This window comes from Streptomyces sp. Y309 (genome assembly GCF_056712025.1).
Window position 1 is genome coordinate 1,323,050 of sequence record NZ_CM160048.1, and the last position, 14,011, is coordinate 1,337,060.

Consider the following 14,011-nt stretch of genomic DNA (forward strand, 5'->3'; position numbering starts at 1 on the left):
TGCCCTGAACGTGGTTCGGTCGTCGGTGCCCCGCACGTCCGCCGACGACCGGGCCTCGGTGCGCAACGGCCACGCGGCATTGCCGCAGACCACCGAGACAGTTGGGACCACCCATGGAGTTCGTCGTTCTGCCCGATCACCCCACCACGGACGAGGTGAGCGCCCGGCTCCCCGAGAAGTACCGGAAGCACGTGCTCTGTCATCGCTCCGGCCGTCCATGGGTGGTCGGGAACTGGGCGGCGAATGCCGCGGTCTGCGTTGAGGCCGGGCCGGCAAAGGTCGCGCTGTTCGGTGCGGCGCACACCTCGGAACCAGAGCTCCTCGTCCAGCTCGAAAAGGTCCGCACGGTGCGCGATCTCGACAGGATCGTGAAACGGACAACGGGCTCTTTCCATCTGGTGGCTTCCCTCGACGGCCGCGTCCGGGCCCAGGGCGACCTCTCCGGCGCTCACGCGCTCTTCTCCACGTCGGTCGAGGGCATCACAGTGGCGGCGAACCGGATATCCATGCTGGGCGAGCTGCGGCGGCTGACCCTGGCCGAGGACCAGCTCACCATGCATTTGCTCAACTTCACACCGCCGTGGCCGCTGAGCGAACGCAGTGTGTGGCGGGAGGCCGACTGCCTTCCCTTTGCGCACTACCTGTCGCTTCATCCCGACGGAACCGCCGAATCCATCCGGTGGTGGACTCCTCCGAGGCCGGAGATCCCGGTCCGTGTGGCGGCTCCTGAGTTCCGAGACGCACTGGTGGCGGCGGTCGCGGCACGTGCGAGCACCGCACCGGCGATCGGTTCGGATCTTTCCGGCGGGATGGACTCGACGAGTCTGAGTTTTCTCGCAGCCGAGCACAGCGGAACGCTGGTGACGATACGACGCCGACTCCTGGACCCGCTGAATTGCGACGACTCCGTCGCAGACCGAGCCGCGGCGGACCTGCCTGGCGCCGAGCACATCGTTCTCGGCCAGGACACGGCATCGCCGTACTACGACGCACCGGACCGTGACGATCTCGTGATGGACGAACCGCCGCCGTTCATCTCCGGGGCCAGCCACATGGAAGACGTCGCCCGGATCATGGCTTCGCACGGAGTGACCCGGCATCTCCAAGGCCACGGAAGCGACGAGTTGGCGGCCACAGGAACGACGCACGCGCACTCCATGGCCCGGCGTAATCTGCTTGGCTCATGGGGCATGGTGCGTGCGATGCGCGCGCGTCGGCGCTGGTCGGTTGCTACAACCCTGCGCATTGTCCGGCCGTTCCCGCCCTTTGCCACGTGGCTGCACCGATCGGCCGACGAGCTGCTCTCGCCACCGGACGTGGCATCGGAAGTGGGCTGGGAGCCCACCCCGCACCTGCCTCCGTGGACCTCACGGGACGCGGCCGCACTGGTCCGGGACACAATCCGCCGCACGGCGGCGACAGGCCCTCGGCCGATGTCATCGATCGCCACGCAACACGAAATACTGCGCTGCATCCGTTTGAACGGTTGGATCGTCCGCTTCGCGAACACGCTCGGCGAACGTTTCGGAGTGAGCTTCGAAGCCCCGTTCCTCGATGACCGGGTGGTGGAGGCGGCTCTTTCGGTCAGGCTCGAGGACCGTTACGTACCCGGCCGCCACAAACCCACGCTGGCAGCGGCTCTGCGCGGAAGGGTGCCGGATTACGTCCTGGACCGCACCACCAAGAGTCACTTCAGCGCGGACGCCTATGACGGCCGGAAGCGGAATCTCGCGAAGATGCGGGAGATGTGCGAGGAATCGCGGCTTGTCGACATGGGACTGGTAAGTCGTGAAGGCTTCCGCCGCGCGCTTTCGAGCATCATGCCGGACCCCATGCACGTCGGCCCGCTCGAAATGACGATGGCCTGTGAGGCATGGCTCCGCTCTGTGCTGGAGAAGGCCGACCCGCCGTCACACCGACGCAACGAACCAGGAGGCCACACATGACAGGCATATCCCTCTCCCCCTTCGTCACCATGGTGGAGTCCGAGGACGGAATGGTGTTCCTCAACAAACGCACCGGGCGCTACTGGCAGTTGAACGGCACGGGATCGGAAGTCGTCCGGCTGCTGCTCAACGGCGAGACGGTGGATTCGGCGGCGAGCCGCCTGCGGGAGAAGTACCCCGAGGCGTCCGAACGGACGGAGTCGGACGTCCACGCGCTGGTGAGCCGGCTCCAGACCGCGAAGTTGCTCACCCGATGAGCATGTCGATGGTCAACGAGCGGGCGATCTCACCGCCACCGCTGTGGATGCGTCCGCTCGCGAGAATCACGGTCCTGCTGGCCCGGGGCATCGCGAAGCTCTCGCCCGAGCGGCAGTTCGCGCTCCTCGAAGCCTGCAGTCGCGGCGCGCGGCCGAGCCGCGCGGAGGAGGCACACCGCGCCCGCAACGCCGTCCTCTTCGTCAGCGTGATGTGCACGGGACCATGGTGTCTGCAGCGGTCGATCGCGACCGCTCTGCTGTGCCGCGCCTGCGGCACCTGGCCCGAATGGTGCGTGGGAGTGCGTACGGAGCCGTTCACCGCCCATGCCTGGGTTCAGGTGGACGGCGTACCGATCGACGAGGACGCGAAGCAACTCGACTACTTCCACAGGATGGTCGTCATTCGGCCACGCACGTGAGAGGAGATGGTCTCTCAAGCCCAGCACATGATCGCCGTACAGATCGCGAACTCGAAGCAGTGGCAGGTGGAGAAGAACGCCCGGTCGCACTGGTGGGCCACGGGGGTGACGGGCCCCCGGGCCCGCGACGGACCCCGGGGACGGCCCCCCGGCTCACCGGAAGCACCCGCACCACAACGAAGATCGCAGGTGGGGGCACGTGTGGAGGGCTGCGGCGAGTAGGGCAGGATGGGCGGCCGTGTCACCGGGCGCGGGCGTGTGCGCGCCCCCGGCACGGAAGCGAATCGGCCGACCACGGGAGCCTGTTGATGGACCGAGCCCTCACTCTGCACGACTGGACGATCGCCGGCATCGCGGTGCTCTCCGGACTCGCCGCGGCCCTGCTGCTGCGGGCCACGCTGCGCTGGCTCGGGGAGCGCGCGAGCCGCACCCGGTGGGGCGGGGACGACGTGATCGTCGACGCCGCCCGCGCCTTCGTGCCGTGCGCGGCGATCGCGGCCGGCCTCGCCGCGGCGGCCGCCGCGCTGCCACTGACCCCGCACACCGGACGCACCGTCACCCTCGTCCTGTCGGCCCTGCTCATCCTCGCGGCCACGGTCACCGCGGCCCGGATCGTCGCGGGGCTCGTGAAGTCCCTGGCACAGTCGCGCTCCGGCGTGGCGGGCTCGGCGACCATATTCGTCAACATCAGCCGCGTCGTGGTGCTCGCCATCGGCTTCCTCGTCGTGCTGCAGACCCTCGGCGTCTCCATCGCCCCGCTGCTCACCGCGCTCGGCGTGGGCGGCCTCGCGGTCGCGCTCGCCCTCCAGGACACCCTCGCGAACCTCTTCGCGGGCGTGCACATCCTCGCCGCGAAGACCGTGCAGCCCGGCGACTACATCGAGCTGACCAGCGGCGAGGAGGGCTATGTCGTCGACATCAACTGGCGCAACACGGTGGTGCGCAACCTCTCCAACAACCTCGTCATCATCCCGAACGCCAAGCTCGCGGGCACCAACATGACCAACTACACCCGTCCCGAGCAGGAGTTGTCGATCATGGTGCAGGCGGGCGTCGGCTACGACGCCGACCTCGACCACGTCGAGAAGGTCACCGTCGAGGTCGTCGACGAGGTGATGACGGAGATCACCGGCGCCGTCCCCGACCACGAGGCGGCCATCCGCTTCCACACCTTCGGCGACTCCCGGATCGGCTTCACCGTGATCCTGGGCGTCGGCGAGTTCAGCGACCAGTACCGGATCAAGCACGAGTTCATCAAGCGGCTGCACCGCCGCTACCGCGCCGAGGGCATCCCCGTCCCCGCGCCCACGCGAACGGTGACCGTACGCCAGGGGGAGCTGCCGGTGGTGATCCCGCACCAGCGGGACGCGTCGGCGAGCTGAACGGCAGGTTATGGAAAGCCCTTTACATAAGGGGGCGTTGGAGGGCCGCGAACCTCCCGTAGGGGAGCAAAACCGGTCGCATATGACGAGTGCGCATGACCGTCGCCGCGGGCGGAGGGCCGCACACCCCGCCGTACACGGGCCGGCCTCCGCTCCGTTTCTTGCAGAGTTCGGTCATTTCCGGCCGACTGCCAAAAGTAGTTGAAACGTTACACCTTGTGGTCACGGAACCGCATGAAGACGATCGGCCCTTGTCCGTCTTCTAGGAGGTTCCCGTGAACGATCGTCTGTCGCTCTCTCCGGATGCAGCACGGCAACTCGCCACCGCCACCAAGACCGCGCCGCAGATGCGCGGAATCACGCCCCGCTATCTGCTGCGCGCCCTGCCCTGGGTCGACCTCAAGTCCGGTGTGTACCGCGTGAACCGGCGCCGCACCTTCGTGCTCGGCGACGACCGCATAGCCACCCACAACGACGGCGGCTCGCCCCGCGTCGTCCCCGGCGACCTGCGCGAACTGCCCTACCTGCGGGACGCCGATGAGTCCCTCCTCAGCGAGCTCGCGAACGCGTTCACCGAGGTGCGCTTCGAGTCCGGGCAGGTCCTCTCCCAGGAGGGCGACCCCGCCGAGCGGCTGTGGATCATCGTGCAGGGCCGCGCCGAGAAGCGGGTGACCGGGCGCTACGGCGAGGAACAGCTCATCGAGGTCATAGGCGACGGCCAGTTCTTCGACCTGGGCGCCTGGTCGCGCGAGGAGCCGACGCCGTACCGCGTACGGGCCCTCACCCCCGGCACCGCCCTGTGTGCCGAGCGGAGCGCGCTGGCGGCGCTCGCCGAGCGCGACGAGGGGGTCCGGACCTCCCTGACCGCGTACGCCGCCGGCAACGGCGAGAGGCCGGGCGGCGAGGTGCCCGTGGACCTCACGGCCGGCCACATCGGCGAGCCCGACCTGCCCGCCACGTACGTCGACTACGAGGACGCCCCCCGCGAGTACCACATGACGCTCGCGCAGACCGTTCTGCGCGTGCACTCCCGCGTGCACGACGTCTACAGCGGCGACGTCGACCAGACCCGCCAGCAGGCGCTGCTCACCATCGAGGCGCTGCGCGAGCGGCAGGAGTCGGCGCTGCTCAACCACCCCGAGTTCGGCCTGTTCCACAACGTCGCGCCGGGCCAGCGGGTGCAGACGCGCACCGGCTCGCCGACCCCGGACGACCTGGACGAGCTCCTGTCGAGGGTGTGGAAGCAGCCCGGCTACTTCCTCGCCCACCCGAAGGCCATCGCCGCGTTCGGCCGCGAATGTACGCGGCGGGGCGTGCCCCCGGTGACCGACAGCAGGTTCGGCAGCCCGCTGCTGACCTGGCGCGGTGTGCCGCTGCTTCCGTCCGACAAGGTGCCGTTCAGCAACGGCGTCAGCTCCAACGGCTCGGGGGCCGCCGTCGGCACCACGGAGATCCTGCTCATGCGGATGGGCGAGGCCGACCGCGGTGTGGTCGGGCTCCGGCCCTCCGAGGTCGCCGACGAGGCCGAACCCGGCCTGTCCATGCGGAACATGGGCACGGACCAGAAGGGCATCACCTCGTACCTGATGACGGCGTACTTCAACACGGCGGTGCTCGTCGAGGACGCCATCGCGGTGCTCCGCAACGTCGAGGTGAACAACTACCATGACTACTCCTGATCTCAGGGCGCTGCTGCGGGCTCCTGAGCAGGTGCCGACCACGGCGGCCGTGCCGACCGGGGCCGCCGTGCCTCCCGCGGCCGCCGTGCCGACCGCGTCGGCGGCACCGCCGACGGCCTCGACGCCGACGGCAGCCGAGACGCCCGCAACGCCTGCGATGCCCGCGACCGGCGTACCCACGACCCCCGCCGAGGTCCCGACGACACCCCCGGCGGAGGTCCCCGGCCTCCCCGCCACCGCCCAACCCGGCGCCTTCTCCCCGGAGTCCGCCCGCAAGGACGTCCCGATCCTGCACCGCACCGTCAACGGCCAGCCGCTCGTGTGGCTCGACAACGGCGCGACCACGCAGAAGCCGCGACAGGTGATCGAGGCCCTGACCGCGTACTACAGCGCCGCCAACTCCAACATCCACCGCGGCGCGCACACCATGGCCCGCGAGGCCACGGAGCTGTACGAGGCGGGGCGCACCGCGGTCGCCCAGTTCCTGGGGGCGCCCTCGCCCGACACGGTCATGTTCGTGCGGGGCACCACCGAGGCCGTCAACCTCGTGGCGCAGAGCTGGGGCCGCGGCCATCTCGGCCCGGGCGACGACATCCTCGTCCCCGTCCTGGAGCACCACTCGAACATCGTCCCCTGGCAGTTGATCGCGGAGGAGACCCGCGCGCGGGTGGTCCCCGTACCGCTGACGCCGGACGGCGAGATCGACCAGGACGCGTACGCCGACCTGCTCTCCGCGCGCACCCAGATGGTCGTGGTCAGCCAGGCGTCGAACGTGCTCGGCACCGTGCCCCCGGTGCGCGAGATGACGGCGCTGGCGCACCGCTACGGCGCGAAGGTCCTGGTGGACGGCGCGCAGGCGGTGGCCCACATGCCCGTGGACGTAGAGGAGTTGGGCGCGGACTTCTATGCCTTCTCCGGGCACAAGCTGTTCGCGCCGACGGGCATCGGCGCCCTGTACGCGACGCCGCAGGCCATGGCGGAGATGCGGCCGTGGCAGGGCGGCGGCAACATGATCGACTCGGTGAGCTTCGAGCGGACGACGTTCGCGGCGATGCCCCACATGATGGAGGCCGGCACCGGCCACATCTCGGGCGTGGTCGGCCTGCTGGCCGCGATCGACTGGCTGCGCGGCTTCGACCAGCGGGCCGTGGCGGCGTACGAAGAGGCGCTCATGTCGTACGCGATGCAGGCGATGGCGACCGTGCCGGGCCTGGAAGTGATCGGCTCGGCGGCCCAGCGGATCGCGGTCATGACGTTCACGCTGGCGGGCCACGATCCGGCGTCGGTCGCCGACTGGCTCGACCGGGACGGCATAGCCGTCCGCGCGGGCCACCACTGCGCGCAGCCCGCGCTCGCGCACTACGGCCTGGAGTCCGCGGCCCGCGCCTCGTTCGCGCTGTACAACACGTCCGGGGAGGTGGACCAGTTGGTGGCGTCCCTGCGGCGGCTGCAGCAGGCCGGGGAGGGCGCCGAGACGTCGTAGCGGTCCGTTCCCGTTCGGGGCCCGGTGGCCGTCAGCCGGTGGGGCGGCGGCTCCGGGTCCTGAAGTGGAACACGATCAGGCCGACGACGGCGAAGGACGCCGCCCAGGCGAGGCCCATGCCCAGATAGCGCCACAGGACGGTGTCGCCGAGCGAGCCGCCCACGGAGAACTGCATCGGCCCGAACGACGGGAAGTACTGCAGGACCGGCTTGTTGGCGGCCGGGTTGCCGAGCGGGTTCTGCAGGAACGTGTCGGTGAGTCCGCCCATGATGATGAGGAAGAAGCCCTCCAGGTCGTTCTTGACCAGGACGCCGAGAAGAAGCCCGAGCGAGCCGTAGGTGAGGGTCATGGTGACGAACCCGGCGAGGATGGTCGCCCAGCCGGTGAGTCCGGGGCGCCAGTAGATCAGCAGGGCCAGGGCGGTGTAGAGCGCGATCGTGCCCGCGACGATGCCGATGGCGAGCATCTTGGCGCCGATGAGGGTGGACTGCCGGAACCCGGCGAAGGCGAGCCGCTTGTCGAAGGCCAGGGCCTTGCGGACGGCGTCGAAGACCACGAAGCCGGAGATCATCGTGAGCGAGTTGAGCCCGGCCGTGATCAGCGTGACGTGCTTGCCGTCGACGCTCAGCATCTGGCCGGTCGAATAGAGCTTGAACTCCAGGTCCTTGTCGCCCGCGATGGACGTCATCAGCAGATACCAGAGCGGCACGAACAGGACGAGGAGCAGTGCGGCGAGGCGGTTGCGGCTCTGCTCGCGCACGGAGAGTTTCAGCGCGGTCGGGAACTGGCCGAACAGCGGGGTCCCCTTCAGGGCGTCAGGCGCCGACATGGCTGTGCTCCTTCACGGTCTTGCGCGGCGTCAGGCGGCCCTCGACCAGGTCGGCGAGGACGTCGAACCGCTCCTGCTCGAAGACGAGGTGGGTGATGACGACGACGGCCTTGTGCCGCTCGTGCAGCTGGTCGACCAGGTCCCAGAAGCGCAGGTACGTCTCCCAGTCGAAGCCCTGGTACGGCTCATCGAGGAGCAGCACGTCCGGGTCGTGCAGCAGGGCGAGCGTCAGGTTGAGCTTCTGCCGGGTGCCGCCGGACAGCTCGCCGGCGGCCGTCTCGCGGTACTTCCCGTAGCCGAGGAGCTCCACCAGTTCGTCCGCGCGCTCCAGGCTGCTCAGCTTGTGGGCGGCGGCGAAGTACTGGAGGTGCTGGTCCACGGTGAGGTTGAAGTTGAGGACCGGGTCCTGCGGGCAGTACCCGAGCGCGCCGCTCAGGTGGACCTCGCCCCGGTCGACGGCGAGTGTGCCCGCGATGGCCTTGAGGAGTGTCGACTTGCCCGAGCCGTTCTCGCCGACCACGGCGACCAGCTGGCCCGGTTCGACCGTGAGGTCCGCGCCGCGCAGGACCTTGTGTTTGCCGAATGCCTTGTGGATGTCCCTGGCGGTGAGTGCGGGCTCCTGCTCTGTGGTCATGCCTGGCCTCCTTCTGCTTCTGGTGCGGTGGGATCCGCTGCCGGTCCCGGGGGAACCGCTGCTGGTCCTGCGGGGTCTTCCGCTGCTGCGGGATCCGCTTCTGGTCCTGTGGGATCCGCGTTCAGGCCGGCGGCGTAGATGGTCAGCAGCTCGGGGCCGAGGCGGGCGAGGCCGGCCGCGGACAGCGGATCCACGCCGAGGACCGCGGTGAGCTGGTCGCGCAGCAGGAACACCGAGAGGTCGTTGACCAGCAGCAGCGCGGCGCGGACCTGCGGGTCCTTGCCGCGCGACGCGACCCCGGCCTCGGCGAGGGCGTCCAGGGTCTCCCTGCTCACCGCGTAGAGCCGGCGGAACAGGCCCCGGCCCGCGTCCGTGTTGGACAGCAGCAGCATGCGCAGATAGCCGGGCAGCGGCGAGCCGACCGGCAGGTGCCGCAGGAAGATCTCGCCGAGCGTGGCCGTCGCCGCTCCCGACTCCTCGAACGCCGCCGAGCCGTCGCCGGTCAGCTCGCTCAGCAGGCCCTCGAAGACCGTGAGGACGTACTGATCGACCTCCTGTCGCAGGTTGTCCTTGGACCGGAAGTGGTGCACCACGAGCCCCGGCGAGACCCCCGCCGCGGTCGCGATCTGCCGGATGGTGACGACGTCGGGGCCGTGCTCGGCGAACAGCCGCAGGGCCTCGTCCCGGATGACGGCCCGCGTGGTGCGGTCGTCAGGCATTGAACGCATGTACAGCAGACTAAACAATCGTTCAGTGATCTGTCCAGCGACGCGGAACGCGGGGCTCCGGGGACGGCGCGGACCGGCCGCCCACGCTCCGGCGACGGTGCCGGTCGGCCATGCGTTGAGACGCGCGGCGCCCGTCTCAACGGATGATGGATGCCGTACTACGGAAATTGATCGGGACGTATGTGCGGGAAACCCGTCAGGCGGTCGATGACATCCGGACGCCGCCCCTGCGAAACTCGTGCCCAGCCGAAAAGAGGGGGCCCAAGGGGGGCCCGGCGCCCTCTTCTCTCCGAGCGACAAGTGCTGCCCTTTGCTGTCCAGTGTTGCCATTTGCTGCCACCGGGGGGAACTTCATGCACATCAATATCCTGGGACCCGTCTCAGTGGCCACGGACGGAAAGCGCAACGGAATTCAGGCGAACAAGGTACGGGCCATGCTCGCCACGCTCGCCCTCGACGCGGGCCGGGCCGTCGCGCACGCGGACCTCGCCGACGAGTTATGGGCGGGCCGGCCGCTCGGCAACACCCGCAACGCGCTGCAGGCGCACGCCACGCGGCTGCGCAAGGCGCTGGACGGCGACTTTGCGCCGCGGCGCGGCACGACGGTGCTCCGCGCGGTGCGCGGCGGCTATCTGCTGGACGTGCCGCCCGGCTGCGTGGACGGCAACCGCTTCCTGGACCTGGCCACGCGCGGCGCCGCGGCGCTGCCGGTGGCCCCGGAGCGGGCGATCGAGCTGCTCCAGGCCGCGCTGGAGCTGTGGCACGGGCCTGCGCTGCTCGACGCGGGTGACGGGCTGCGCTGCCGGGGCGCGGCCGCGCTCTTCGACGAGCGGCGGCTCACCGTCTGGGAGGACCTGGTCCGCGCCCGGCTCGCCGCCGGCGAGGCCTCGCGCGCGGTGGCCGAGCTGCGCCGCCTGGTCGCGCAGCATCCGCTGCGCGAGCGCTTCTGCGAGCTGCTGATGCTCGCCCTCTACCGGACAGGGCGGCAGGCGGAGGCCCTCGAGCTGTTCCATGTGACGCGCCGACGGCTCGACGAGGAGCTGGGGGTGCAGCCGGGAATCGTCCTGCAGCGCCGGCACACGGAAATCCTCTCGCAGGATCCGGCGCTTTCTCTCTCAACTGTCACTGCCGCCACGTGAACCGTCGCGACTGCCACGGTGACCGTGCGGCACCACGTGCCTCACTTCTCGCTGCGGGCACCTTGAGGCTTCTCGCTGTGGGCACCAGCTGGGTGGGGCGCACGATTTCCTTGCCGCATAAACAGAAATTCCTTGCCCCTTGAAACATCTGCCGCCACGGAAGTAATTGCGCACACCCCTTCCCGCCGTTCCGGCGGGCCGCCGCCGACCGCAGGAGCAGCCGCGTGATGATGTCCGAACCGCCAGCGCGCAGGGCCGGGCCCGGGTGGTCCGGGGAGTCTTCTGAGGAGCACGGGGAGTCCGGGGAGCATGGCGAGCCCCGGGAGCACGGGGAGCCCGTCGCGATCGTCGGGATCGCGGAGCTGGACCCGGACACGCTCGACGACGTCGTGGTCGACGTCGCCCGGTTCGGCATACCGCCGATGCAGGCACGGTCCATGAACCGGATGCAGCTCCTGATGCTGGAGGCGGCGCGCCGGTGTCTGGCCGACGCGGGCCATCCGGCGCGGCCGCTCCCCGCCGAGCGCACCGACGTCGTCGCCGGCCTCTGCTTCGCCCTCGACCGGCAGCACGCCAACGCGCTGCGGGTCGAACTGCCGCGGTACGCGCGCGAGGTGGAGCGCGCGGCGGCCGCCGCGGGCGCCGACCCGGAGAGCGCGGCGCGCGCCGGGGAGGAACTGCGCGGGGCGCTGGCGCGGCGGCTCGGCGGGTCGCCGCACGACCGGGTTGGCGAGATGGCGAGCACGATCCCCGCGCGGATCGCGGCCGCCTTCAAACTCCGGGGCCGCACCCTCGCCGTGGAATCGGCGGAGGCCACGTCGTTCGCCGCCCTGGCCCAGGCGGTGGGCCAACTCCGCGCGGAGGCGTCGGACGCGGTGCTGGTGCTTGCGGGGCAGCGGGGCGAGAGCGCGTATGTTGCGGCGGCGCTGGCTGCGAAGGGGCGGGGGGCGGGGGTTCGGCTGCCTGCCGGGGAGCGGAGGGCGGGGGTTCGGCTGCGCGCCGAGGAGCGGGGCGCGGGGGTCCGGCTGCCCGCCGAGGAGCGAGGGGCGACCGTCCCGCCGCCCGCCGAGGAGCGAAGGGTGTCCGACCGGCCGACCACCGAGGAGCGGGGCGCGACGGACCGGCCGCACGCCGTGGGACGAGCGGCCGCTGTCCGGTCGCCCGTCGAGGAGACGAGGGCGGCCGTCCACGCGCCCGTCGAAGAGCCGGGCACCGCCGTCGCGCCGCTCACCGCAGGAGTCGGTGCCGTACTGCTCAAACGGCTCTCGGACGCCGTACGTGACCAGGATCGTGTCTACGCCACGATCCTGGACTGCACCCTGCGCCACGACCCGCGCCCAGGGTGCTTCCGGCCCTCCCCCTCCGCCGAGTTGCGCCGCAGCACGGCGGCGGAGTCGCTGCGCGCGGCGGGAGTTGCGGCGGACACCGTGCAGTACGTGGAGGGGGTGGGATCCGCTTGCGCGGGCGGGAGCCTTGTCGGCCACGGGGGTGCCACCGGGCCCGAGGCTGCCACCAGGCGAGAGGTGATAGCCGGGTACGACATGGCCGTCGGCCCAGAGGGTGTCGGGCCCGCGGACAGCGTCAGGTACGGGGTCGCCGCGAGGCCCGAGGCTGCCGTGGGACGCGGTGCTTCGGCCCAGCCGCAGGCGGGTCGTCCGCAGGGCGCCGGGGACCCGCCGCGCACCGAGTCCGAGCCCGGTGACGTCGTTCTCGGGAGCGGTGACGGTCGTGCCTTCGCTCACGCGGGGCTCGCCTCCGTTATCAGGGTCGGCCTGGCCTTGCATGGTCGCCGCTATCCGGGACAACGCCCTTTGGGCGACGGGGCGTTGAGTGGCTCCGCCTGGCGGGCGGGGGTGCGGGACGGTGTGCCGCGGCGGGCCGTCGTGTGCGGTGAGTCCCTCACCGGGACGGTCTGCCATCTCGTGATGGAGGAGCAGCACTCCGGGACCGGCGCTGAAGCCGAGAGGCGGTCCGGTCCCGGCGTCCGGGGGCGCTCGCGTCGTACCTGGGCCGCCGCCGCACGGGCCGTGCCGATCGCCGTCGTCGGTCTCGGCGGGCGGTTCGCCGGGGCCCCGGACGCCCGCGGGTTCTGGCGCGTCGTACGCTCGGGCCGTACCCGCATCGGGCCGGTACCGGACTCGGTGCTCGACCGGGAGCTGTACCACTCCCCCGGCTCCCTCAGCCTCACCCACACGTACACCGACCAGGGCGGCCACGTGCCGGTGCCGGAGGAGCCGCCGGAGGACCTCGCGGTGCTGCCGCAGCGCTACGCCGCCCTCGACGGCGCCCAGCGCCTCGCGCTCACCGTCGCGGCGGAGTTGTTCGCGGCGCGCCGCCCGTTCGCGGAGCCGGAGCACAGGAAGGGGCGAGGGCCGGCCGGGCGGCGCGGCGTCGTCGCGATCGGCGGCACGCTGGGGCTGACGCGGGAGCGCCGCGCCCACACGAACCTCGTCCTCGGCGGCCTGGACGACACGATCACCGGACTCGCGGCGCTGGACGGGCTCTCGACCCTGCAGAAGAAGCGGCTCCTGGAACGGCTGCGGGAGCGCACCGGCCAGGGCGACGGCGGCCTGCCGCCAGCGCTCCTCGACGGCTGTCTGGCCAGCGGCGTCGCCGCCCTGCTCGCCAACGAGTACGGACTCCACGCGGTGCCCCTCGCGGTGGAGGCGGCCTGCGCGTCCTCGCTCGCCGCACTGGACATCGCCGTCGGCGCGCTGCGCTCGGGCGCCGCGGACTACGCCGTGGCGGGCGGCGTCGAACTGGCCTGCAACGTACGGGACATGGTGCTGTGCTCGGCGCTCGGCCTCCTCTCGCACAGCAGAAACGCCCCGTTCGACGCGGGCGCCGACGGATTCACGCCCGGCGACGGCTGCGGGCTCTTCCTCCTGAAGCGGTACGACGACGCGCGGCGCGACGGCGACACCATCCACGGCCTGATCCGTGGCATCGGCGCCTCCAACGACGCCAAGTCACTCATCGCCCCCGACGTCGCGGGCCAGGTGCGCGCCATGCAACGAGCCTTCGCACAGGTCGACTTCGAGCCCTGCACCGTCGACTACCTGGAGGCGCACGGCACCGGCACCAAGGTCGGCGACCGCGTCGAGATCGCCGCGGCGGCGCGCCTGTACGCGGGCGGCCCGCGGGCCGTACCGCTGCGCATCGGCTCGGCGAAGTCGTTCTTCGGGCACACCTTCGCGGCGGCGGGCAGCGCCGGGCTGCTGCGCACACTGCTCGCCCTGCGGGCCGGCACGCTCCCGCCCAACACCCTGCTGCGGGAGCTCAATCCGGCGCTGGGCCTCGCCGCCATCCCGGCCGAGATCCTCACCAGGACCGAGCCGTGGACCCGGCCGCCGGGCAGGCCGCGCCGGGCGGCCGTCAGCTCCTTCGGCACGGGCGGCATCAACTACCACGTCCTCGTGGAGGAGCACAGAGAAGAGCACTGAGACGAGGCGAGCACCGCGCAGAGCGTCGACAACAGCGCCGAGACGACCAAATAGACCGACACGAAGGGCCCT

The 14,011-nt window shown here is 71.1% G+C and carries 11 protein-coding genes; 8 read left to right on the forward strand and 3 right to left on the reverse strand.

Annotated elements, in window-relative coordinates; translation table 11 throughout:
• Positions 1 to 113: 113 nt before the first annotated feature.
• The 6 genes from AC0KTA_RS04595 to AC0KTA_RS04620 all read left to right on the forward strand — a co-directional run bounded on the left by AC0KTA_RS04595 (position 114) and on the right by AC0KTA_RS04620 (position 7,166).
• Positions 114 to 1,946 (forward strand): asparagine synthase-related protein, encoded by a 1,833-nt coding sequence (locus AC0KTA_RS04595; protein ID WP_481053797.1) that lies wholly within the window; start codon positions 114 to 116, stop codon positions 1,944 to 1,946.
• Positions 1,943 to 2,203: a lasso peptide biosynthesis PqqD family chaperone gene (locus tag AC0KTA_RS04600; RefSeq protein WP_481053798.1), complete on the forward strand. Its 261-nt coding sequence runs from the start codon at positions 1,943 to 1,945 to the stop codon at positions 2,201 to 2,203. The genes AC0KTA_RS04595 and AC0KTA_RS04600 overlap by 4 nt, the downstream gene beginning before the upstream one ends.
• Positions 2,200 to 2,622 (forward strand): lasso peptide biosynthesis B2 protein, encoded by a 423-nt coding sequence (locus AC0KTA_RS04605; protein ID WP_481053799.1) that lies wholly within the window; start codon positions 2,200 to 2,202, stop codon positions 2,620 to 2,622. Before AC0KTA_RS04600 ends, AC0KTA_RS04605 begins: the two co-directional genes overlap by 4 nt.
• Positions 2,623 to 2,930: 308 nt before the next feature.
• On the forward strand, positions 2,931 to 4,004 hold the full coding sequence (locus AC0KTA_RS04610) for a mechanosensitive ion channel family protein (RefSeq protein ID WP_481053800.1): 1,074 nt from the start codon (positions 2,931 to 2,933) through the stop codon (positions 4,002 to 4,004).
• Positions 4,005 to 4,279: 275 nt separating this feature from the next.
• Entirely contained in the window at positions 4,280 to 5,683 is a 1,404-nt protein-coding gene (locus AC0KTA_RS04615) for a family 2B encapsulin nanocompartment shell protein (protein ID WP_481053801.1), read from the forward strand.
• Entirely contained in the window at positions 5,670 to 7,166 is a 1,497-nt protein-coding gene (locus AC0KTA_RS04620; RefSeq protein ID WP_481053802.1) for a SufS family cysteine desulfurase, read from the forward strand. The genes AC0KTA_RS04615 and AC0KTA_RS04620 overlap by 14 nt, the downstream gene beginning before the upstream one ends.
• A 31-nt stretch (positions 7,167 to 7,197) precedes the next feature.
• On the opposite strand, the gene AC0KTA_RS04625 is transcribed toward AC0KTA_RS04620, so the two are convergent.
• Genes AC0KTA_RS04625 through AC0KTA_RS04635 form a run of 3 tightly spaced genes read right to left on the reverse strand, consistent with a single transcriptional unit; the run spans position 7,198 to position 9,357 of the window.
• A complete protein-coding gene (locus AC0KTA_RS04625; RefSeq protein WP_481053803.1) occupies positions 7,198 to 7,995 on the reverse strand; it encodes a hypothetical protein in 798 nt (265 codons plus the stop codon).
• Positions 7,982 to 8,629 (reverse strand): ABC transporter ATP-binding protein, encoded by a 648-nt coding sequence (locus AC0KTA_RS04630; protein WP_481053804.1) that lies wholly within the window; start codon positions 8,627 to 8,629, stop codon positions 7,982 to 7,984. The genes AC0KTA_RS04625 and AC0KTA_RS04630 overlap by 14 nt, the downstream gene beginning before the upstream one ends.
• Entirely contained in the window at positions 8,626 to 9,357 is a 732-nt protein-coding gene (locus AC0KTA_RS04635; protein WP_481053805.1) for a TetR/AcrR family transcriptional regulator, read from the reverse strand. The genes AC0KTA_RS04630 and AC0KTA_RS04635 overlap by 4 nt, the downstream gene beginning before the upstream one ends.
• Before the next feature lie 383 nt (positions 9,358 to 9,740).
• On the opposite strand from AC0KTA_RS04635, the gene AC0KTA_RS04640 reads away from it, so the two are divergent.
• Both AC0KTA_RS04640 and AC0KTA_RS04645 read left to right on the forward strand, forming a co-directional pair.
• Positions 9,741 to 10,496 carry an AfsR/SARP family transcriptional regulator gene (locus tag AC0KTA_RS04640; RefSeq protein WP_481053806.1) on the forward strand — a complete coding sequence of 252 codons (756 nt, stop codon included), beginning with the start codon at positions 9,741 to 9,743 and terminating at the stop codon, positions 10,494 to 10,496.
• A 230-nt stretch (positions 10,497 to 10,726) separates the two neighbouring features.
• A complete protein-coding gene (locus AC0KTA_RS04645; protein WP_481053807.1) occupies positions 10,727 to 13,939 on the forward strand; it encodes a polyketide synthase in 3,213 nt (1,070 codons plus the stop codon).
• The last annotated feature ends 72 nt before the right edge of the window (positions 13,940 to 14,011 follow it).